The organism is Pseudomonas sp. N40(2020) (genome assembly GCF_014472415.1).
In the GTDB taxonomy this organism is placed as follows: domain Bacteria; phylum Pseudomonadota; class Gammaproteobacteria; order Pseudomonadales; family Pseudomonadaceae; genus Aquipseudomonas.
The window spans coordinates 1-21,989 of the sequence record NZ_JACSZV010000011.1; the positions used below are offsets into that span (position 1 = coordinate 1).

General features: G+C 59.6%; 15 protein-coding genes. 12 read left to right on the forward strand and 3 right to left on the reverse strand.

Translation table 11 applies throughout. The features are described 5' to 3' along the window. Positions 1-76: 76 nt before the first annotated feature. From IAI51_RS09840 to IAI51_RS09860, 5 genes are all read left to right on the forward strand, one after another. Positions 77-1,750, forward strand: a complete 1,674-nt coding sequence (locus IAI51_RS09840) for a nitrite/sulfite reductase (RefSeq protein WP_187678291.1) — start codon at positions 77-79, stop codon at positions 1,748-1,750. Continuing rightward, complete coding sequence (locus IAI51_RS09845) at positions 1,747-2,226, forward strand: DUF934 domain-containing protein (protein WP_187678292.1); 480 nt, start codon at positions 1,747-1,749, stop codon at positions 2,224-2,226. Before IAI51_RS09840 ends, IAI51_RS09845 begins: the two co-directional genes overlap by 4 nt. Before the next feature lie 141 nt (positions 2,227-2,367). Further along, the gene (locus tag IAI51_RS09850) at positions 2,368-3,342 is read left to right on the forward strand and encodes a hypothetical protein (RefSeq protein WP_187678293.1); all 975 of its coding nucleotides are present in this window, start codon (positions 2,368-2,370) and stop codon (positions 3,340-3,342) included. 311 nt (positions 3,343-3,653) lie between these two features. Beyond that, entirely contained in the window at positions 3,654-4,325 is a 672-nt protein-coding gene (locus IAI51_RS09855) for a DUF3313 domain-containing protein (RefSeq protein ID WP_187678294.1), read from the forward strand. Positions 4,326-4,744: 419 nt separating this feature from the next. Beyond that, complete coding sequence (locus IAI51_RS09860) at positions 4,745-4,948, forward strand: cold-shock protein (protein ID WP_187678295.1); 204 nt, start codon at positions 4,745-4,747, stop codon at positions 4,946-4,948. Positions 4,949-5,074: 126 nt separating this feature from the next. Here IAI51_RS09860 and IAI51_RS09865 read toward each other — a convergent pair whose 3' ends face one another. Then, positions 5,075-5,500, reverse strand: coding sequence for a YciI family protein (locus tag IAI51_RS09865; RefSeq protein WP_187678296.1), 426 nt, complete (start codon positions 5,498-5,500; stop codon positions 5,075-5,077). 247 nt (positions 5,501-5,747) lie between these two features. Between IAI51_RS09865 and tpx the strand changes: the two genes are divergently transcribed. The 7 genes from tpx to IAI51_RS09900 all read left to right on the forward strand — a co-directional run bounded on the left by tpx (position 5,748) and on the right by IAI51_RS09900 (position 18,769). After that, positions 5,748-6,248 (forward strand): thiol peroxidase, encoded by a 501-nt coding sequence (gene tpx / locus IAI51_RS09870; protein ID WP_187678297.1) that lies wholly within the window; start codon positions 5,748-5,750, stop codon positions 6,246-6,248. Positions 6,249-6,438: 190 nt separating this feature from the next. Continuing rightward, positions 6,439-7,746: an MdtA/MuxA family multidrug efflux RND transporter periplasmic adaptor subunit gene (locus IAI51_RS09875; RefSeq protein WP_187678298.1), complete on the forward strand. Its 1,308-nt coding sequence runs from the start codon at positions 6,439-6,441 to the stop codon at positions 7,744-7,746. Beyond that, complete coding sequence (locus IAI51_RS09880; RefSeq protein ID WP_187678299.1) at positions 7,743-10,844, forward strand: MdtB/MuxB family multidrug efflux RND transporter permease subunit; 3,102 nt, start codon at positions 7,743-7,745, stop codon at positions 10,842-10,844. Before IAI51_RS09875 ends, IAI51_RS09880 begins: the two co-directional genes overlap by 4 nt. A gap of 136 nt (positions 10,845-10,980) precedes the next feature. After that, the gene (locus IAI51_RS09885) at positions 10,981-14,088 is read left to right on the forward strand and encodes an efflux RND transporter permease subunit (protein WP_187678300.1); all 3,108 of its coding nucleotides are present in this window, start codon (positions 10,981-10,983) and stop codon (positions 14,086-14,088) included. Next, complete coding sequence (locus IAI51_RS09890; RefSeq protein ID WP_187678301.1) at positions 14,085-15,554, forward strand: efflux transporter outer membrane subunit; 1,470 nt, start codon at positions 14,085-14,087, stop codon at positions 15,552-15,554. The genes IAI51_RS09885 and IAI51_RS09890 overlap by 4 nt, the downstream gene beginning before the upstream one ends. Before the next feature lie 218 nt (positions 15,555-15,772). Then, a complete protein-coding gene (locus IAI51_RS09895; RefSeq protein WP_187678302.1) occupies positions 15,773-17,854 on the forward strand; it encodes a putative bifunctional diguanylate cyclase/phosphodiesterase in 2,082 nt (693 codons plus the stop codon). A 168-nt stretch (positions 17,855-18,022) separates the two neighbouring features. After that, positions 18,023-18,769 (forward strand): SDR family oxidoreductase, encoded by a 747-nt coding sequence (locus IAI51_RS09900; RefSeq protein WP_187678303.1) that lies wholly within the window; start codon positions 18,023-18,025, stop codon positions 18,767-18,769. A gap of 96 nt (positions 18,770-18,865) precedes the next feature. Here IAI51_RS09900 and mapR read toward each other — a convergent pair whose 3' ends face one another. Then, entirely contained in the window at positions 18,866-20,275 is a 1,410-nt protein-coding gene (mapR, locus tag IAI51_RS09905; RefSeq protein WP_008087199.1) for a GntR family transcriptional regulator MpaR, read from the reverse strand. A 219-nt stretch (positions 20,276-20,494) separates the two neighbouring features. Further along, the gene (gene ccoG / locus IAI51_RS09910) at positions 20,495-21,937 is read right to left on the reverse strand and encodes a cytochrome c oxidase accessory protein CcoG (protein ID WP_187678304.1); all 1,443 of its coding nucleotides are present in this window, start codon (positions 21,935-21,937) and stop codon (positions 20,495-20,497) included. Positions 21,938-21,989: the final 52 nt, after the last annotated feature.

Below are 21,989 nucleotides of genomic sequence, written 5' to 3' on the forward strand. Positions count from 1 at the left end.
GTGTCAGACACACCGCGATCGCGAGCAGGCTCACTCCTACAGGAATTGCGCACAATCCTGATGAGGTAGCCGCTGCATGTATCAATACGACGATTACGACCGCGCACTGGTGTTCGAGCGCGTCGCGCAATTCCGCGATCAGGTCGAGCGCTTCATGGCGGGAGAGTTGAGTGAGGAGGAGTTCCTGCCGCTGCGTCTGCAAAACGGTCTGTACATGCAAAAGCACGCCTACATGCTGCGGGTGGCCATTCCCTATGGCACGCTGAGCGCCGAACAGATGCGCACGCTGGCGAGCATCGCCAGCGACTACGACCGCGGCTACGGCCACTTCACCACGCGGCAAAACATGCAGTTCAACTGGATTGAGCTGAGCGAGGTGCCGGACATCCTCGAACGCCTGGCCCAGGTCAACATGCATGCGATCCAGACCTCCGGCAACTGCGTACGCAACATCACCACTGAAGCGTTTGCCGGGGTCGCGGCGGACGAAATGATCGACCCGCGCCCGCTGGCAGAGATCCTGCGGCAATGGTCGACGATCAACCCTGAATTCCTGTTTCTGCCACGCAAATTCAAGATCGCCATCTGCTCGGCCAAGCAGGATCGGGCGGCGATCATGATGCACGACATCGGCCTCTATCTTTACCCCGGCCGCGATGGGCAAATGCTCCTGCGGGTGATCGTAGGTGGTGGCTTGGGGCGCACGCCGATCCTCGGTTTACAGATTCGCGAAGGTTTGCCGTGGCAGCACTTGCTGTCCTACGTCGAGTCGGTGTTGCGGGTCTACAACCGCCATGGCCGACGCGACAACAAGTACAAGGCGCGGATCAAGATTCTGGTCAAGGCGTTGGGCATCGAGGCGTTCGCCAAGGAAGTCGAAGAGGAATGGCAACACCTCAAGGACGGCCCGGCGCAACTGACCGTCGACGAGTATCAACGGGTTGCCAGTGCTTTTGTTCCACCGACCTATCGCACGCTGGCGGATACCGATCTGGACTTCGGCACGCACCTGGCCGAGAGCCCGGCGTTCGCCCGTTGGGCAGCGCGTAACGTGCAGCCGCATAAGGTGCAGGGTTACACCAGCGTCGTGCTGTCGACCAAACCGGGCCTGGCCGCGCCGCCGGGAGATGTCACCGGCTTGCAGATGCTTGCGGTCGCTGACTGGTCGGAGCGTTTCGGTTTCGGCGAGATTCGCATCGCCCATGAGCAGAACATCGTCCTGCCCGATGTGCCAAAAGCCGATCTGTATGCGCTGTGGCAGTTGGCGTGTGAGCTGACTCTGGGGACGGCCAACGTCGGCTTGTTGACCGACATCATTGCCTGCCCTGGTGGGGATTTCTGCGCATTGGCCAATGCCAAGTCGATCCCGATCGCCCAGGCGATTCAGGCGCGCTTCGACAATCTCGATTACCTGCATGATCTGGGTGACATCAGCCTGAACATCTCCGGCTGCATGAACGCTTGCGGTCATCACCACATTGGCAATATCGGCATCCTTGGCGTCGACAAGAATGGCAGCGAGTGGTACCAGATCACCCTCGGCGGCGCGCAGGGCAAGCACAGCGCGCTGGGCAAAGTCATCGGCCCGTCCTTCAGCGCCGCCGAAGTGCCGCAGGTGATCGAGCGGATCATCGGTACCTTCGTGCGCTATCGCGAGAGCGAGGAATTGTTTGTCGATACGTTGACACGTATCGGCCTGGAGCCGTTCAAGGAGCGGGTCTATCCGAAGGCGCTGGAGGTATCGGCATGAACAATCTGTTGCGACTTGAGCAGGGCGTGGCGCGGATTGAAAGGGATGATCCGTGGATGCTGGTGCGTGAGCCGTCGACGCCAAGGCCCGCAGGGTTGTTGATTCTGCCGCTCGCCCATTGGCTGGAATCGCCGTCCACCCACGCGGTGTGGCTGGGGCCGGACGATGAGGTTGAAAGCCTGATTCCGTGGCTGGCATCGCTGCCGCTGATCGCGCTGGACTTCCCGAGCTTTCGCGACGGCCGTGCCTACAGTCAGGCGTACCTGCTGCGCAGCCGTTTCGGTTGGGCAGGGGAGTTGCGCGCGATTGGCGATGTGTTGCGTGATCAACTCAGCCATATGCGCCAATGCGGCTTCGACAGTTTTGCCGTGCGCGAAGACAAGTCGGCCGAAGATGCACTCAAAGGACTGGCGGGGATGAGCGTGCTGTATGGGCGCTCGGTGATCGAGCCAAGGCCGTTATTCCGCCGCCGCTAACCCTTTGCCAGTGCAGGGGAAACCCTTAGAGCGCCGACGAATCGGGGATTTTTCCTTGGGTCGATGCTGGCCTTTTGGTAGAGTCGCCGTCGCCAGCGGGTTTTCGGCTGGCCGATGGAACCGAAGAAGGGAGTCTGATCAGTGAGTCCGGGCAAGAAAATCCTGGGCCTCACCGCGTTGCTTTTGATGCTGACGCTGTGGGCCAGTTACTTTTATGTATTCAAGGAAAACCGCGACGGCCAACTTGGCGGGGCCGGCCAAAGCACTGCGTGGTGCGGCACTCCGCCGACCAACGAAGCGGCGTTGCTGGGCAAGGATCAACTGACCTTGCGCGTCACCAACAACCTGCGCGGCGAGTTCATGCTCAGCGGTTCTCTGGTGGTGTCCGAACGCACCTTCAACCGTTATGACCTGAGCCGCAACGAATTGCGCCTGCGTCTGGAACCGTTGCAGTGGTCCTACGGCGTCACGCCAATCTTCCTCGAGCAGGTCAAGGTTCAGCCACTGAGCCGCAACCTCTCGGCCACCAACAAAAGTGCCTACGCCGAACTTGAGCCTCGCCCGATCGGCGTTCAGGGCCAAGTCGCCGAGTTTCCGTTCGACACTTACCGCTACGGCTACAAACCGGTGCTCTATTACCTCAAGGGCAGCGAGCGCATCGACCTGCGTTTCAAGAACATCACCACGCTGATGGAGATGTCCAACACCTTCACGCCGGTCCAGAAGTACAACCGCGTCGATTACATCAACGAGAAAACCTCGATGATCCGCGACGAAGACTACAAGGCCTACGGCCCGCACGAATGCGCGTTCAGCGTCGAGCGCAAGGGGTCGTTCAAGGTCGTCGTGTTGTTGACGCTGCTGGTGCTGTGCCTGCCGTTGATGCTGGTGTTCTATCGCGAAGAGCCGGGGATCGACTTCCTTGCCACGTTGATGGGCGTTGCGCTGGTCCGGGTGCTGTTGATCGGGCCGGTGGAGGACTTCCGGCTGTACAACATCGACTTCCTGTTTGGTGCGGCGATTTTGTTGGTTGGGACGGTGTCGTTGTACAAGGCAATGCGCGCCAATACCCGGCGCGAGATAAAGCTTCGTAGTGGCGAGACGTCTTCCTGGTAAACCACTTACCCTGTAAGAGCTGCCGTAGGCTGCGATCTTTTGATCTTGGTCTTTGCAATCAAAAGATCGCAGCCTGCGGCAGCTCCTGCACGGGGCACCGCAGGTAGCGGAGCAGGAATTATTTCAACGCCGGATCGCCCCCCAGTCATCCTCTTCCTCCCCCGTAACAGCACCTGCGCCTTCGGCCGTTGTGATGCGCCGCCCAGCCTTGGGTGAAGATTATGTTTTGCCATCGCAAATGCTCAGGTTTTAGCTATACCTGTAACTCCCCCCTACGCAATAAACCCAGGCCTTCTGACAGGAGTTACAGCATGAAGCCAGCAGTAATGATGGGCACACTGTGCATTGCCACTCTCGCACTGGTGGGTTGTTCCAGCAAAACCGTTGCTCCCGATGAGTATTCCGGGTTTCTCAAGGACTACAGCCAACTCAAGGAGGCCAAGTCACCCTCCGGTGCTGAGGTAATGCGTTGGATCGACCCCAAAGCCGACATCAATAAATTCACCAGCGTCTATGTCGAACCGACCCAGCTCTATCCACAGCCGCAACCGACCACAAAGATTCCACAGCAGACTCTCAACGGCATCACCAGCTACTACGATAAGGCACTCAAACGTGAAATCGGCAAGTCCTTGCCATTGGCCAACGGGCCAGGCCCTGGTGTGATGGTGGTGCGTGCGGCGATCACCGCCGTCAGCAGCAAGACCGAAGGCCTCAAACCCTATGAAGTGATCCCTGTTGCGCTGCTGGCTGCGGCTGTCAGCACAGCCAGCGGCATTCGTGATCAGGAAACCACCCTGGCCACCGAGGCGGTGTTCCTTGATGGCGGCAACAACAAAGTGGTTGCTCAGGTAGTACGCAAAGGCACCGGCAAGCCGCTGGCAAACGAATCGCAGGTGATGAAGGCTGATGACGTGAAAAACGTGATCGATGGCTGGGCGTCGGATCTGAACCAGTCTTATCTCAAGCTCAAGTCCAAATAAGCCAATGCTGCAGGCGTTGCCTCAGGCGTGATCTGAGGCAGCGCCTAAGGGCTTGGGATCCGAGACTCAAGTTCCGACACCACAGCTGACAAACGCAATCCCCGGCACAAGTGCCGCCGCCAACAGCCATGCATGCATTCTCATTTTCTTCGCCATGACGTCACGATTCTCTGGTGTGCATTGTCGATGCCGGCACGCCTGTGCCGCTATTAAGTAATCCTGCTTTTACCAAGCCTTCAGGACACCTCCGATTGAAGCTAGCAGCTAATCGGGGCTTGGCCAGCGCAGGGCGGGTGGGGCTGTAGATATTTACACCCTGTCAGGTTTGACAGTTGTTGGAATGGGAGGTTGGTTGTTTGATTGTTGGGCGACGCGCAAGTTGTTTGGCTTGTGCGCAGACCAGCAACGGGAAGGCAAATATGGCAACGGGAACGGTGAAGTGGTTTAACGATTCAAAGGGGTTTGGCTTTATCACGCCGGATGACGGCGGGAAGGATCTTTTTGCGCATTTCTCTGCGATTCAAAGTGCAGGGTTCAAATCGCTTCAAGAGGGTCAAAAAGTTTCGTTCGAGGTAACGCAAGGCCCCAAAGGCAAACAAGCTGAAAACATACAGCTCATCTGAACAGCAACTTTTTTTGGAGCTGCCGCGGGCTGCGATCTTTTGATCTTGATTTTTAGAAGCAAAATCAAAAGATCGCAGCCTCGTTTCACTCGACAGCTCCTACAGTTGAGCGCGTTGCGGGGGCGGTCAGGGCTTCTTCGCCTGATCGCGAATGCGTTCCTCCTGCTCCCGCAGTTCCGGAGTGAATTCGGCGCCGAAATCCTCGGCGGAGAATATCTGGCGAATCTCGATATCAGAGTCGGTGCCCGGCATCGGGTTGGGGCAACGCTTGACCCATTCGATGGCTTCTTCTTTCGACTTCACGTCCCAGATCCAGTAACCGGCCACCAGCTCTTTGGTTTCGATGAAGGGGCCGTCGATTACTGTGCGTTTATCACCCGAGAATTGCACGCGGGCGCCTTTGCTGCTCGGGTGCAGGCCGTCGGCCGCGACCAGGATGCCGGCCCTGGCCAGTTCTTCGTTGAAATTGCCCATGGCGGTAAGCAGTTCTTCGCTGGGCATGATGCCGGCCTCGGAATCGGCGCTGGCTTTTACGAGGATCATGAATCGCATGGTGTTAACTCCGTGGAGTGTGGGGGATTCACTGCTTAGTCGAATGGGCACATCACGAATCGACAGGGACTTTGAATAAATGATGCAGACCCGAAGTCCGCGAAGATCCCACAGGACTTGCAGTTGTATGCAGTTTTGCGTTTCGGTACATGACAATTTCGGTCAAAGCATAGGTTGTCGAACAATTTCGTGGTTAACTTCGGCCCTTGCGTGATTTTCTAAAACAACGTTCAGAAGGACTCAAGTCATGGCTCAAGTCACCCTTAAAGGCAATCCGGTTCAAGTCAACGGCCAGTTGCCACAAGCCGGTTCCAAGGCGCCAGCCTTTTCTCTGGTTGCCGGCAATCTGTCCGACGTCACCCTGAAAGACTTTGCCGGCAAGCGCAAAGTGCTGAACATCTTCCCAAGCGTCGACACCCCGACCTGCGCCACTTCCGTGCGCAAGTTCAACGCTCAGGCCAACGACATCAGCAACACCGTGGTGTTGTGCATTTCGGCTGACCTGCCGTTCGCTCAGGCGCGTTTCTGCGGCGCTGAAGGTCTGGACAACGTACAGAACCTGTCGACCCTGCGCGGTGCCGAGTTCATCGAGAATTACGGTGTGGCCATTGCTGACGGCCCGCTGAAAGGCCTGACCGCCCGTGCCGTTGTGGTGCTGGACGAAAACGACAACGTCCTGCACAGCGAATTGGTCAAGGAAATCGCTGAAGAGCCTGATTACGAAGCGGCACTTGCCGTCTTGAAGTAAGTGTTCTGAAACAAGCGCTTTACAATTGTTAACGGCCTGGCCCTGTCCAGGCCGTTTTCATTTGTGTATCAGTGTTTTGCCTCACACACCTTGAAACGTAAGTTGAAGGTAAATAGCCGGTAAAGCTGCTTTGCTTAATCCCCATCAGTGCTTATCGTTCAGCCTCCCGTAAAAGAAGCCCACGCGCCCAATGGTTAATCACTCCATGCAATCGTCCCCACGCAACTCCCGTCGCTGGCTGATCAGCCTGCTTGTCTTGTTGGTTATCGCCGTTCTGTGCTGGAAGTTCTGGCCTGCCGGTTCAACCCAGAAAGAGGGCGCCGACAAGGCAGCGGCCGGACATGCCGGGCGTTCGGGGATGATGCGACCGGGCTTCGGTGGCGGCACCGGGCCGATTCCGGTGCGGGTGGCGCCGGCCGTCACGGGCGACTTCCCGCTGTATTACAAGGCGCTGGGCACCGTGACCGCACTCAACACCATCAACGTGCGCAGCCGGGTGGGTGGTGAGCTGGTCAAGATCAATTTCGAAGAGGGGCAGATGGTCAAGGCTGGCGACTTGCTGGCAGAGATCGATCCGCGCCCGTACCAGAACGCCTTGCTTCAAGCTGAAGGCACGTTGTTGCAGAATCAGGCGCAACTGAAAAACGCACAGGTCGATGTCGAGCGTTATCGCGGGTTGTACAAGGAAGACAGCATCGCCAAACAGACCCTGGACACCGCCGAAGCGCTGGTCGGCCAATATCTGGGCACGGTCAAGACCAATCAGGCGGCGGTCAACGACGCCAAGCTCAATCTCGAATTCACCAGGATCCGCGCGCCGATTGCCGGTCGCGTCGGTCTGCGTCAGGTCGACGTGGGCAACCTTGTAACGGCCAATGACACCACGTTCATCGCGGTGATCACCCAGACCCAGCCGATCAGCGTTGCATTTACCCTGCCGGAAAACAGCCTCGAAACCGTGCTCGCCCGCTATCGCAGCGGCGCCAAACTGCCGGCCGAAGCCTGGGATCGTGGCGACAGCAAACTGCAAGCGACCGGTGTGCTGCAAAGTCTCGACAACCAGATCGATGTGGCCACCGGCACATTGAAATTCAAGGCGCGTTACGAAAACCGCGATCAGTCGCTGTTCCCCAATCAGTTCGTCAACGTACACCTGCTGGCCGACACCCTCAAAGGCGTGGTGCTGGCACCGTCCGCCGCCATTCAGTTCGGCACCAACGGCACTTTTGTCTACGCGCTTGAAGGCGACAAGAAAGTCACCATCCGCCCGTTGAAGATCGGCGCCAGTGACGGCGAGAACACTGTAATCACCGAGGGCTTGGCCGCCGGCGATCGCGTAGTGCTGGAAGGCACCGACCGCCTCAAAGAAGGCAGCGAAGTGGAAGTGGTCAACGACAGCAACCAGGTGCCAACCACGCCGACCGAACACCTGCAAGGCAAGTCCGCCGCCACCCCGACTGACGCCGCTGTCACCGACAAGGCCAAGAAGGGCGCATGAACATTTCGCGGCTGTTCATCCTCCGTCCGGTAGCCACCACCCTGAGCATGCTGGCCATTATCCTGGCCGGCCTGATCGCTTATCGCTTATTGCCAGTGTCGGCGTTGCCTCAGGTTGATTACCCGACCATCCGCGTCATGACCCTGTATCCCGGTGCCAGCCCGGACGTGATGACCAGCGCCGTGACCGCGCCGCTTGAGCGCCAGTTCGGGCAGATGCCGGGCCTGACGCAAATGGCCTCGACCAGTTCCGGCGGTGCTTCGGTGCTGACCCTGCGGTTCAGCCTCGACATCAACATGGACGTCGCCGAACAACAGGTGCAAGCCGCGATCAACGCCGCGACCAATCTGTTGCCGACCGATTTGCCGGCGCCGCCGGTGTACAACAAGGTCAACCCGGCGGATACCCCGGTGCTGACCTTGGCCATCACCTCGAAAACCATGCTCCTGCCCAAGCTCAATGATCTGGTCGATACGCGCATGGCGCAGAAAATCGCCCAGATCAGTGGCGTCGGCATGGTCAGCATTGCCGGCGGTCAACGTCAGGCGGTGCGAATCAAGGTCAACCCGGAGGCCCTGGCCGCCAACAGCCTGAACCTGTCGGATGTGCGCACGTTGATCAGCGCCTCCAACGTCAACCAGCCGAAGGGTAACTTCGACGGCCCGACGCGGGTGTCGATGCTCGACGCCAACGATCAGCTGACGTCGCCCAAGGACTACGCCAACCTGATCCTCGCCTACAAGAATGGCGCACCGCTGCGGCTCAAGGATGTCGCGGAGATCGTCGACGGTGCCGAGAACGAACGCCTCGCCGCGTGGGCCAACCAGAATCAGGCGGTTTTGCTCAACATTCAGCGTCAACCTGGCGCCAACGTGATTGAAGTGGTCGACCGGATCAAGGCCTTGCTGCCGAGCATCACCGACAACCTGCCGGCCGGTCTTGATGTCACCGTGCTGACCGACCGCACCCAGACCATTCGTGCCTCGGTCACCGACGTGCAGCACGAGTTGCTGATCGCCATCGCGCTGGTGGTGATGGTGACCTTCCTGTTCCTGCGCCGTTTCAGCGCGACGATCATTCCGTCGGTGGCCGTGCCGCTGTCGTTGATCGGCACCTTCGGTGTGATGTACCTCGCCGGGTTCTCGGTCAACAACCTGACCCTGATGGCGTTGACCATCGCCACCGGTTTTGTGGTCGACGATGCCATCGTGATGCTGGAAAACATCTCGCGCTTCATCGAGGAGGGCGACAGTCCGATGCAAGCGGCGCTCAAGGGCGCCAGACAGATCGGCTTCACCCTGATTTCCCTTACCCTGTCGCTGATTGCGGTGCTGATCCCGCTGCTGTTCATGGCCGATGTGGTCGGGCGCCTGTTCCGCGAATTCGCCATTACCCTGGCAGTGGCAATCCTGATTTCCCTCGTGGTGTCGCTGACCCTGACGCCAATGATGTGCGCGCGTCTGCTCAAGCGCGAGCCCGAAGAGCACGAACAGGGCCGTTTCTACCGGGCCAGCGGCGCGTGCATCGACTGGATGATTGCCAAATATGGTCGCGGTTTGCAGTGGGTACTCAAACATCAGCCGCTGACCCTGCTGGTGGCCATTGGCACACTGGCGCTGACCGTGTTCCTTTATATGGTCGTGCCCAAAGGCTTCTTCCCGGTGCAGGACACCGGGGTGATTCAGGGCATTTCCGAAGCGCCGCAGTCGATTTCCTTCGCCGCCATGGGTGAGCGTCAGCAGGCGTTGGCCAAGGTCATTCTTGAAGACCCGGCAGTGCAAAGTCTGTCGTCCTACATCGGTGTCGATGGTGACAACGCCACGCTTAACAGCGGCCGCCTGCTGATCAATCTCAAACCCCATGGCGAGCGTGATCTCAGCGCCACCGAGGTGATCGCGAGACTGCAACCGCAACTGGACAAACTGGTCGGCATTCGTCTGTACATGCAACCGGTGCAGGACCTGACCATCGAAGACCGCGTCAGCCGTACTCAATACCAGTTCAGCATGTCGTCGCCGGATTCAGAACTGCTCAGCCAATGGAGCGGCCGCTTGGTCGAAGCCTTGGCGCAGCGCCCGGAACTGACCGACGTCGCCAGTGATTTGCAGGACAAGGGCTTGCAGGTGTATCTGGTGATCGACCGCGATGCGGCCTCGCGCCTCGGCGTATCGGTGGCGAACATCACCGATGCGCTGTACGACGCCTTCGGTCAGCGGCAGATTTCGACCATCTACACCCAGGCCAGCCAGTACCGCGTGGTGCTGCAGGCGCAGGCGGGGGAAAGAATCGGCCCGCAGGCGCTGGATCAGATTCACGTCAAGACCACTGACGGCGCGCAGGTGCGCCTGTCGAGTCTGGCGCATGTCGAGGAACGCCAGGCGCAACTGGCGATCACTCATATCGGTCAGTTCCCGGCGGTGATGATGTCATTCAACCTCGCACCGGGCGTGGCGCTGGGGCATGCGGTGGACGTCATCGAACAGGTGCAGAAAGACATCGGTATGCCGGTCGGCGTGCAGACCCAGTTCCAGGGCGCGGCCGAAGCGTTTCAAGCGTCGCTGTCGAGCACCTTGCTGCTGATTCTGGCGGCGGTGGTGACCATGTACATCGTGCTCGGCGTGCTTTACGAGAGCTACATCCACCCGATCACCATTCTCTCGACTCTGCCATCGGCGGCGGTTGGCGCGTTGCTGGCGTTGCTACTCAGCGGCAATGACCTGGGCATGATCGCAATCATCGGCATCATTCTCTTGATCGGTATCGTCAAGAAAAACGCGATCATGATGATCGACTTCGCCCTCGACGCTGAACGCAACCAGGGCATGGCGCCGGAGGAGGCGATCTATCAAGCGGCGCTGCTGCGTTTCCGGCCGATCCTGATGACCACGTTGGCCGCGCTGTTCGGCGCGGTGCCATTGATGCTGGCCACCGGTTCCGGGGCTGAGTTGCGTCAGCCGCTGGGTCTGGTGATGGTTGGCGGGTTGTTGATGAGTCAGGTGTTGACGCTGTTTACCACGCCGGTGATTTACCTGTACTTCGACCGCCTGGGCCGTCGCTTTGGCAAAACCAATGCCGACACCGAAGAGGTGGTGGTATGACGCAGCGCAAAACCTGTAGGCGTGAGCCTGCTCGCGATGAGGCCGGCACCTGTAACATCCATGCGAACAGATACACCGCTATCGCGAGCAGGCTCATTCCTACAGGGGAGTGGTGTGAATTCGGAGATTGCGGTCAATGAACCTCTCCGGTCCTTTCATCAAGCGCCCGGTTGCCACCATGCTCCTGAGCCTGGCGATCATGCTGCTGGGCGGTGTCAGCTTCGGTCTGCTGCCGGTTTCGCCGTTGCCGCAGATGGACTTCCCGGTGATCGTCGTGCAGGCGAGCCTGCCCGGCGCCAGCCCGGAGGTCATGGCCTCCACGGTGGCCACGCCGCTGGAGCGTTCGTTCGGTGCCATTGCCGGCGTCAACACCATGAGCAGCCGCTCCAGTCAGGGTTCAACCCGGGTCATTCTGCAATTCGACCTCGACCGTGACATCAACGGCGCGGCGCGGGAAGTGCAGGCGGCGATCAACGCTTCGCGCAACCTGCTGCCGAGCGGGATGCGCAGCATGCCGACCTACAAGAAGGTCAACCCGTCGCAGGCGCCAATCATGGTGCTGTCGTTGACTTCGGATGTGCTGGAAAAAGGTCAGCTCTACGACTTGGCGTCGACCATCCTGTCGCAGAGTCTGTCGCAGGTGCAGGGTGTCGGTGAGGTGCAGATCGGCGGCAGTTCGTTGCCGGCCGTGCGTATCGAACTCGAACCGCAGGCCCTGAACCAGTACGGCGTCGCGCTCGATGATGTGCGCAAGACCATCGCCGATGCCAACGTGCGCCGGCCCAAGGGCTCGGTCGAGGACGGCCAGCGCTTGTGGCAGATCCAGGCCAACGACCAGTTGGAGAAAGCCAAGGATTACGAGTCGCTGATCATCCATTACGCCGATGGTGCCGCGTTGCGCCTGAAGGACGTGGCCAAGGTCAGCGACGGCGTCGAAGACCGCTACAACAGCGGTTTCTTCAACGACGACGCGGCGGTGCTGCTGGTGATCAACCGCCAGGCCGGGGCCAACATTATCGAGACGGTCAACGAGATCAAGGCGCAACTGCCCGCGCTGCAAGCGGTGCTGCCGGCCAGCGTGAAGCTGAATCTGGCGATGGACCGTTCGCCGGTGATCAAGGCAACGTTACACGAAGCCGAGATGACCCTGTTGATCGCCGTGGCACTGGTAATTCTGGTGGTGTTCCTGTTTCTCGGTAACTTCCGCGCCTCGCTGATTCCGACATTGGCGGTGCCGGTGTCGCTGGTCGGTACTTTCGCGGTGATGTACCTCTATGGCTTCTCACTGAACAACCTGTCACTGATGGCGCTGATTCTCGCCACCGGTCTGGTGGTGGACGACGCCATCGTGGTGCTGGAGAACATTTCGCGGCACATCGACGAAGGCGTCAAACCGATGCAGGCCGCGTATCTGGGGGCCAAGGAAGTCGGGTTTACCTTGTTATCGATGAACGTCTCGCTGGTCGCGGTGTTCCTGTCGATTCTGTTTATGGGCGGGATTGTCGAGAGTTTGTTCCGCGAATTCTCCATCACGCTGGCTGCGGCCATTGTGGTCTCGCTGGTGGTTTCGCTGACGCTGACGCCGATGCTCTGCGCCCGCTGGCTCAAGCCGCATACGCCGGGGCAGGAAAACCGTCTGCAACGCTGGAGTCGCAAGACCAACGACTGGATGGTGGCCAAGTACGCCACGAGCCTCGACTGGGTGCTGCGTCACCGCCGCCTGACGTTGCTCAGCCTGTTCATCACCGTTGGCGTCAACGTCGCGCTCTATGTGGTGGTGCCGAAGACTTTCATGCCGCAGCAGGATACCGGCCAGTTGATCGGTTTCGTGCGCGGGGACGACGGCCTGTCGTTCAGCGTGATGCAGCCGAAAATGGAAACCTTCCGTCGCGCCGTGCTCAAGGACGAGGCGGTGGAAAGCGTCGCCGGGTTCATCGGCGGTACCAACGGCACCAACAACGCCTTCATGCTGGTACGGCTGAAGCCGATCAAGGATCGCCAGTTGTCGGCACAGAAAGTCATCGAGCGCCTGCGCAAGGAAATGCCTAAGGTGGCCGGCGCACAATTGATGCTGATGGCCGACCAGGATCTGCAGTTTGGCGGTGGTCGTGAGCAGACCACTTCGCAGTACAGCTACATCCTGCAAAGCGGTGATCTTGGCGAGTTGCGTGAGTGGTACCCGAAAGTGGTCGCCGCGTTGCGGGCGTTGCCGGAGTTGACGGCCATTGATGCCCGTGAAGGCAAAGGCGCGCAGCAGGTGACTTTGATTGTCGACCGCGATCAGGCCAAGCGCCTGGGGGTGGACATGAGCATGGTGACTGCGGTGCTGAACAACGCTTACAGCCAGCGGCAGATTTCGACGATCTACGACAGCCTGAACCAGTACCAAGTGGTGATGGAGGTCAATCCGAAATACGCCCAGGATCCGATTACCCTCAAGCAGGTCCAGGTGATCACCGCCGACGGCGCACGGATTCCGCTATCGACCATCGCTCACTATGAGAGCAGCCTGGAGGACGATCGCGTCAGCCACGAAGGCCAGTTCGCCTCGGAAGATATTTCTTTCGACATGGCTGAAGGCGTGACGGTAGAGCAGGGCAGTGCCGCCATCGAACGGGCGATTGCCAAGCTCGGCTTGCCAGAAGGCGTGATCGCGAAAATGGCCGGTACTGCCGATGCGTTCGCCGCCACCCAGAAGAGCCAGCCGTTCATGATTCTTGGCGCGCTGTTGGCGGTGTATCTGGTGTTGGGCGTGCTGTATGAAAGCTACATTCATCCGCTGACGATTCTGTCGACGCTGCCGTCGGCCGGTGTTGGCGCATTGCTGTCGATCTATGCATTGGGCGGCGAATTCAGCCTGATCTCGTTGCTCGGGCTGTTCCTGCTGATCGGGGTGGTGAAGAAAAATGCGATCCTGATGATCGACCTCGCACTGCAACTGGAACGGCATCAGGGCATGTCGCCGCTGGAATCGATCCGCAGTGCTTGCCTGCAACGTCTGCGCCCCATTCTGATGACCACATTGGCGGCCATCCTCGGTGCCTTGCCGTTGCTGCTCAGCCGGGCGGAAGGCGCGGAAATGCGCCAGCCATTGGGCTTGACCATCATCGGCGGGCTGGTTTTCAGCCAGGTGCTGACGCTTTACACCACCCCGGTGGTCTACCTCTATCTCGACAAGCTTCGCCATCGTTTCAACAAATGGCGTGGCGTGCGTACTGACGCTGCTCTGGAAACTCCGCTATGACTGACCGTTCGCTTTTCAATCTGGCCACTGTTCGCGGCTCGCGTCTGTTGAGCCTGTCGCTGTGCGTGGCAATGCTCAGTGCCTGCGCCGTCGGCCCGGACTACCAGCGCCCGCAGACGGCTGAAATTCCTCAATACAAGGAAGCTGAAGGCTGGCGTCAAGCCAACCCGAGCGATTCGCTGGCGCGTGGCGCGTGGTGGGAGTTGTATGGCGATCAGCAACTCAACGGGCTGATCGAAAAACTCAACAGCTCCAACCAGACCGTCGCCCAGTCGGAAGCCCAGTTTCGACAGGCGCAGGCCCTCGTCCGCAGTGCGCGCGGGGCGTTCTACCCAAGCGTCGACCTGAGCGTGGGCAAAACCCGCTCCAGCCAAGGCACCGGCAGCAGCAGTTCGAGTTTGAGCAGTTCTTCCAGCGGCATTCGCGACACCTACAGCGCGGAGTTGGGCGTGAGTTGGGAGGCCGATGTCTGGGGCAAGTTGCGTCGCGGTCTTGAGGCCGATCAGGCCAGCGCACAGGCGAGTTTCGCCGATCTTGCCGCGATGCGTTTGAGTCAGCAATCGGAGCTGGTGCAGAACTACCTGCAACTGCGGGTGATCGATCAGCAGAAGCGTCTGCTCGAAGCGACGGTTGCGGCGTATGAGCGCTCGCTGAAAATGACCCAGAACCAATACCGCGCGGGTGTTTCCGGGCGTGATGCGGTGGCGCAGGCGCAGACGCAACTGAAAAGCACCCAGGCTGATCTGGTCGATCTGATCTGGCAACGCGCGCAATTCGAGAATGCCATTGCTGTGCTGACCGGTCAGGCGCCAGCGGACTTCAATCTCGCCGAAACCCAGACCATCCCGAACCTGCCGCAGGTGCCGTTGAGCCTGCCGTCGCAATTGCTGGAGCGCCGTCCGGACATCGCCTCGGCCGAGCGCTCGGTGATCGCCGCCAACGCCAACATCGGTGTGGCGAAAGCGGCGTACTACCCTGATCTGTCCCTGAGCCTGAGCGGCGGTTACAGCAGCAGTACCTCACAAAACCTGATCAGTTTGCCGAACCGCTTCTGGTCCGTCGGACCAAAACTGGCCTTGCCGCTGTTCGACGGCGGTATCCGCTCGGCAGAAGTCGACCGAACTGAAGCGGTGTACGACCAGACGGTCGCCAAGTACCGGCAGACCGTGCTCGACGGTTTCCGCGAAGTAGAAAACTATCTGGTGCAGCTCAAGGTGTATGAGGACGAAGCGGCGGTACGCCAGGAAGCCCTCGATGCTGCCCGCGATTCCTTGCGCCTTACGGAAAACCAGTACAAGGCCGGGCTGATTGCCTACATCGACGTGGTAGTGGTGCAAGCCACTGCGTTGAGTAATGAGCGCAGTGTGTTGACTATTCTGCAGAACCGTTTGATTGCCAGTGTGCAATTGATTGCCGCGCTGGGCGGCGGTTGGGATGGCCAGCTCGATGTGAGTGACAACCGCTAGGCAAAGCGAGCGCAAAAACTGTGGGAGCGAGTTGTCGTCAGCTCTGTCGCTGGATCGTCCCGGTTCAGAGCATTGTCGGGCCATCAAACAAGCGTTTCATCGGACTGATGGCAATTTGATTACTTAGTCAGTGCGTTCTGCTGTGCAATCAGTACAATCGCCGCATTTGCCCGACCGAGAATGGACGCGATCCGGTTTGGGTAGTCGTGAGAATCCGCATGCTCATCGGTAGTTATTCCTCCACCCTGGTTTTCATTTCGTTGTGTGTAGCGATCCTCGCGTCCTACACCGCCCTCGACCTTACCGGACGCATTGCAACAGCCAAGGGCCGTGCCGTGCATTTCTGGACAGCCGGGGGCGCGTTCGCCATGGGGGTGGGTGTCTGGTCGATGCACTTCATCGGCATGCTCGCCTTCAAGTTGCCGATCTCTCTGGGCTACGACATCACGCTCACCGCGCTGTCGCTGTTGATCGCGGTACTGTCCTGCGGTTTTGCCTTGTGGCTGGTCAGTCAGCCGAAATTGCCGATTTTGCAGTTGGCTTTTGGCTCGCTGATCATGGGCGCCGGTATCAGTGCCATGCATTACACCGGCATGGCGGCGATGCGCATGACGCCCGGGATCGATTACGACCCGACGCTGTTTGGCGCCTCGTTACTGATTGCCATCGGTGCCTCGGCTGCGGCGTTGTGGATTGCTTTTCGCCTGCGCCAGCATTCGCCCTATGTACGCCTGATTCGCGCCGGGGCTGCGGTGATCATGGGCATCGCCATTGTCGGCATGCATTACACCGGCATGGCCGCTGCGCAATTTCCTGACGGCAGTTTCTGCGGTGCTGCGCTCAATGGTCTGAAGGGTAATGGTCTGGACAGCCTGGTGCTGATCACCACGCTAGCGGTGCTGACGATTGCCTTGTTGACCTCAATCCTCGATGCACGGCTTGAAGCGCGCACCGCCGATCTGGCGCACTCGTTGACGGTGGCCAACCGCGAACTCACGCAACTGGCGCTGCACGACACCCTGACCGGTCTGCCAAACCGCATGCTGCTCGACGACCGGATCAATCAGGCGATCAAGAAAGTCCAAGAGCAGGGCGGCTGTTTTGCTTTGATGTTCATTGATCTGGACGGCTTCAAACCGGTCAATGATGCTTTTGGCCATCACATGGGCGATCAACTGCTGCGCGAAGTCGGTGTGCGCTTGCGCGAAGATTTGCGCAGCCTCGACACGCTGGCACGCATCGGCGGCGATGAGTTTGTGTTGCTGGTGCGTCTGGCCGAGCCCGATGATGCGTTGGGATTGGCTGCACGCCAGGTCAGCCTGATCGCGCAGCCGTTCCGCGTGGCCGAACATGACTTGCAGATATCCGCCAGCGTCGGCATTGCCCTGTATCCGGGCAATGGCCAGAACGCCCCGGAACTACTGATGAACGCCGACGCGGCGATGTATCACGCCAAGGGTGGCGGCAAGAACGGTTACAGCTTCTTCGATGCGTCGATGAACACCAACGCACGCAAACAGCTGCAACTGTTGCAGGACTTGCGCGCGGCACTGGAGCACAGCCAGTTCAGCCTGCATTACCAACCCAAGTTCGACGCCGCCAGCGGTCATCCGGTGGGCGCCGAAGCGTTGTTGCGCTGGCAACATCCGGTCGACGGCATGCTGATGCCGGACAAGTTTATCGATATGGCGGAGAAAACCGGCCTGATCATTCCAATCGGCGAGTGGGTGCTCAACGAAGCCTGCCGGCAGATGCGCGAGTGGTACGTGCTGGGCTACACCGACTGGCGTATCGCGGTGAACCTCTCGGCGTTACAGTTCTGCCATGCCGGATTGGTCCGAAGTGTTGCCAAAGCCTTGGCTACGCACCATTTACCTGCGAATAGCCTGACCCTGGAAATCACCGAAACCACGGCAATGAGCGATGCCGATGCAAGCATGACGGTGTTGCAGGAGTTGTCGGACATGGGTGTCGACTTGTCCATTGATGACTTCGGTACCGGTTATTCGAGCCTCATGTACCTCAAGCGTTTGCCGGCCAATGAGCTGAAGATCGACCGTGGGTTTGTGCGGGATCTGGAGCATGACAGTGACGATGCGGCCATCGTGTCGGCGATTGTTGCATTGGGGCAGGCGCTGGGGCTGCGGATTGTGGCTGAAGGCGTGGAAACGGGTTCGCAGCAGGATTTCCTGACGCAATTGGGCTGTGATTCGCTGCAAGGGTATCTGCTGGGGTATCCGAAGCCGGCAGACACGTTCATGCAGGACATTGTCAGTGCACAGCGCCTGGCGACAGTCTGATAAACCGCGCCATCAAGCTCGCTCCCACATTTGAAATGCAATCCCCTGTGGGAGCGAGCTTGCTCGCGAAAGCGTCGGCCCAGTCAAAAACAGACCTCATGCAAAACCCGCCAATGGCGGTTATTCTTCCCCCCGACTGTTACGTGTGCATTCAGGGGAAAGGCCAGCATGGATAAAGTCATTGTGATCACCGGTGGCGGGCGCGGGATTGGCGCCGCTACGGCGCTGTTGGCCGCCGAGCAGGGCTATCGCATCTGCATCAACTACCAGTCAGACGAACAGGCCGCGCAAAGCGTGCTGGAGCAAGTCCGCGCGTTGGGCGCACAGGCCATCGCAGTACGCGCCGACGTCAGCATCGAAGACGAAGTGATCGCACTGTTTCAGCGGGTCGACACCGAGTTAGGGCGAGTCACCGCACTGGTGAACAACGCCGGCACTGTCGGGCAAAAGTCGCGAGTCGATGAGATGTCCGAATTCCGCATCTTGAAAATCATGAAAACCAATGTTCTGGCGCCGATCCTGTGCGCCAAGCACGCGATCCTGCGCATGTCGCCCAAGCATGGCGGGCAGGGCGGCAGTATCGTCAACGTGTCGTCGGTGGCATCGCGCTTGGGTTCGCCGAACGAGTATGTCGATTACGCCGCCTCCAAAGGCGCGCTCGACACGTTCACCATCGGTTTGTCCAAGGAAGTGGCGGGCGAGGGGATTCGCGTGAATGCGGTGCGTCCGGGTTACATCTACACCGATTTCCACGCCCTGAGTGGCGATCCTGACCGGGTCAGCAAGCTTGAGTCGGTGATTCCGATGGCCCGTGGCGGGCGCCCGGATGAAGTGGCGGAGGCGATTATCTGGTTGTTGTCGGACAAGGCTTCCTATGCCACCGGGACGTTTGTTGATCTGGGTGGTGGGCGGTAAAAGAAGCAAGATCAAAAGATCGCAGCCTGCGGCAGCTCCTACACAGGATTAGGCGTTTCCCTGTAGGAGCTGCCGAAGGCTGCGATCTTTTTGCTGTCAGAACGACCGCACAATCCGCCCCAACGTCTCCATCGCCTTTTCCGAATCCTCGGTCCACGGGCTGCCGTAGTTCAAGCGGATACAGTTGCGGAACCGCTGAGTCGGCGAAAAGATCGGCCCTGGCGCAATGCTGATGCCCTGCGCCAGCGCCATCTGAAACAGCTTCAACGAATCCATCTGCGGTGGCAGTTCCAGCCACAAGAAGTAGCCGCCCGCCGGTTGGCTGACCCGCGTCTGCGCCGGGAAATAACGGGCAATCGCCGCGAGCATCGCACTTTGCTGTTCTTCCAGCGCATAACGCAATTTGCGCAGATGCCGATCGTAGCCGCCGTGTTGCAGGTAGTCGGCAATCGCCGCTTGCGCCGGCATCGAGGCGCACAGCGAGGTCATCAGTTTCAGCCGTTCGATTTTCTGCGCGTAACGCCCGGCGGCGACCCAGCCGATGCGATAGCCGGGGGCCAGGCTTTTGGCGAATGAGCCGCAATGCATCACCAACCCCTCGGTGTCGAAGGCCTTGGCCGGTTTCGGCGCTTGCTGGCCGTAATAGAGTTCGGCGTAGACATCGTCTTCAATCAGCGGCACCTGATGGCGGCGCAGCAGTTCGACCAGTTCCTGCTTCTTGGCCTCGGGCATGGTTGCGCCCATCGGGTTCTGAAAACTGGTCATGCACCAGCAGGCCTTGATCGGGTGGCGCTCGAGTGTCTGGGCGAGTACGCCGAGGTCGATGCCATCGCGCGGATGTACGGGGATTTCCACCGCTTTGAGTTTCAGCCGTTCCAGCACTTGCAGGCTGGCGTAGAACGCCGGGGCTTCGATGGCGACCAGATCGCCCGGTTCGGTTACGGCTTGCAGGCACAGGTTCAGCGCTTCGAGGGCGCCATTGGTGATCAGCAGTTCTTCCATCGGCAGCATCAGCCCGCCGACCATATAGCGCAGGGCGATCTGCCGGCGCAGTTGCGGGTTGCCCGGCGACATGTCGGTGACCACCATGCGCGGGTCCATCTCCCGAGCGGCGCTGGCCAGCGAGCGAGACAGGCGTTGCAGCGGGAACAGGGTCGGGCTGGGGAACGCCGAACCGAACGGTACGGTGCTGGGGTCCTTGATCGATTCCAGAACCGAGAACACCAGTTCACTGACGTCAACCTCAGTCGAATCGTTTACGTGGCTGCTGATCACCGGCTCGGAGAACGGACTCGGGGCGTGAGTGTTGACGAAGTAGCCAGAGCGCGGGCGCGCTCGGATCAGGCCGCGGCGTTCCAGCAAGTAATAAGCCTGGAACACCGTGGACGGGCTGACGCCGTAGGTCTGGCTGGCGTAGCGCACCGAGGGCACGCGCTGGCCGGGGCCAAGGACGCCGGAGCGGATCAGTTCAGCGATGTCGTCGGCGAATTTTTCGTAGCGTTTCATCGAGGAGCCTTGGTGCTTGTTGATTGTGTGGGGTGTCAGGGAACTGCCCCTCACCCTAGCCCTCTCCCAAAGGGAGAGGGGACTGACCGTGGTGTTCTTTCGCTATACATCGACCTGAGATATCGAGTCGAACTCGGTTTTGAAAGCAACCGAGATCTGCTCCCTTTCCCCCTCTCCCTCGGGAGAGGGCTGGGGTGAGGGGGAAACGATTCTAACGGCTCAGCGATTCATCGGCGCCACAAACCTGCTCTTCGCCACGCTGTAAACCTCAGGCTCATCGCTGTCGGCAATCTTGAAGCTCAAGGTCTGCGAGCTGCTGCTCGGCCGATCTGTGGTCATCGCCACCGACACCGGCACATCGACAATCTCACCCGGTGCCAGGCTCAGTTCGGTCTTGCCTTGCAACTGGAAGCCGTCGCCGTCCACCAGGGTCAGGTTGTAGTTCTGGCGCTGCTGGGTCTTGTTGATGACTTTCAGCGAATAGATGTTTTCGATCTGGCCCTGACCGTTTTCACGGAACAGCCCGCGATCCTTGGTCACGTCCAGCGACACCATGGGACGTTCGATCAGGGCCAGGGCCAGCGCGCCGATCATTACCAGCAACACCGCAACGTAACCGATCAGCCGTGGGCGCAGCAGATGAGTCTTGCCACCCTGCAATTCGCGCTCGGAACTGTAGCGGATCAAACCGCGTGGGTAGTTCATCTTGTCCATGATCGAATCACAGGCGTCGATGCACGCCGCGCAACCAATGCACTCCATCTGCAAACCGTCGCGGATGTCGATGCCGGTCGGGCACACCTGCACGCACAACTGGCAGTCGATGCAATCGCCCAGCCCGGCCTCAACCGGTTTCACATCACGCTTGCGCGGGCCACGGTTTTCGCCGCGGGCCACGTCGTAGGCAATCGTCAGGGTGTCCTTGTCGAACATCACGCTCTGGAACCGCGCATATGGACACATGTGCATGCACACCGCTTCACGCAGCCAACCGGCATTGATGTAGGTGGCGGCGGTGAAGAAAAGCACCCAGAACAGGCTGACGCCACCGATTTGCAGGGTCAGCAGTTCTTCTGCCAGTGGCCGGATCGGGGTGAAGTAGCCGACAAACGTCAAACCGGTGAGCACGCTGATCGCCAGCCATAGCGTGTGTTTGGCGGCGCGGCGCGCGAGTTTGTTCAGGCTCCAGGGCGCCGCTTGCAGTTTGATTCGCTGGTTGCGTTCGCCTTCGGTGATCTTCTCGCACCACATGAAAATCCACGTCCACGAACTCTGCGGGCAGGTGTACCCGCACCAGACACGCCCGGCGAACACGGTGATGGCAAACAGGCCGAACGCGGCAATGATCAACAAGGCCGAGAGCAGGATGAAGTCCTGTGGCCAGAAGGTTGCACCAAAGATGTGGAATTTGCTTTCCGACAGATCCAACAACACGGCCTGACGTCCGCCCCAGTTCAGCCACACCGTGCCGAAGAACAGCAAAAACAGAAAACCCGCGCCGCTGATGCGCAGGCTACGAAACAGGCCGGTGAAGCTGCGGGTGTGGATCTGGTTATCGCTGGATTTGGCCGTCGCCTTCATTGGGCGTGCGGGCACCTTCTTTATATGAGGAGCTATTGTGGGCGTTGCTTCTACGGTTCGGACGGGGATTTGTTCGCTCATGGTCGTTCGCTCATCAGCCTCCATCAGGCTGATGCACTATGAGCGCCGATCT

Coding starts and splice junctions, on each gene's coding strand:
- IAI51_RS09840 (WP_187678291.1), top strand. CDS start 77: ATGTATCAATACGACGATTACGACCGCGCACTGGTGTTCGAGCGCGTC.
- IAI51_RS09845 (WP_187678292.1), top strand. CDS start 1,747: ATGAACAATCTGTTGCGACTTGAGCAGGGCGTGGCGCGGATTGAAAGG.
- IAI51_RS09855 (WP_187678294.1), top strand. CDS start 3,654: ATGAAGCCAGCAGTAATGATGGGCACACTGTGCATTGCCACTCTCGCA.
- IAI51_RS09860 (WP_187678295.1), top strand. CDS start 4,745: ATGGCAACGGGAACGGTGAAGTGGTTTAACGATTCAAAGGGGTTTGGC.
- IAI51_RS09865 (WP_187678296.1), bottom strand. CDS start 5,500: ATGCGATTCATGATCCTCGTAAAAGCCAGCGCCGATTCCGAGGCCGGC.
- tpx (WP_187678297.1), top strand. CDS start 5,748: ATGGCTCAAGTCACCCTTAAAGGCAATCCGGTTCAAGTCAACGGCCAG.
- IAI51_RS09875 (WP_187678298.1), top strand. CDS start 6,439: ATGGTTAATCACTCCATGCAATCGTCCCCACGCAACTCCCGTCGCTGG.
- IAI51_RS09880 (WP_187678299.1), top strand. CDS start 7,743: ATGAACATTTCGCGGCTGTTCATCCTCCGTCCGGTAGCCACCACCCTG.
- IAI51_RS09885 (WP_187678300.1), top strand. CDS start 10,981: ATGAACCTCTCCGGTCCTTTCATCAAGCGCCCGGTTGCCACCATGCTC.
- IAI51_RS09890 (WP_187678301.1), top strand. CDS start 14,085: ATGACTGACCGTTCGCTTTTCAATCTGGCCACTGTTCGCGGCTCGCGT.
- IAI51_RS09895 (WP_187678302.1), top strand. CDS start 15,773: ATGCTCATCGGTAGTTATTCCTCCACCCTGGTTTTCATTTCGTTGTGT.
- IAI51_RS09900 (WP_187678303.1), top strand. CDS start 18,023: ATGGATAAAGTCATTGTGATCACCGGTGGCGGGCGCGGGATTGGCGCC.
- mapR (WP_008087199.1), bottom strand. CDS start 20,275: ATGAAACGCTACGAAAAATTCGCCGACGACATCGCTGAACTGATCCGC.
- ccoG (WP_187678304.1), bottom strand. CDS start 21,937: ATGAGCGAACAAATCCCCGTCCGAACCGTAGAAGCAACGCCCACAATA.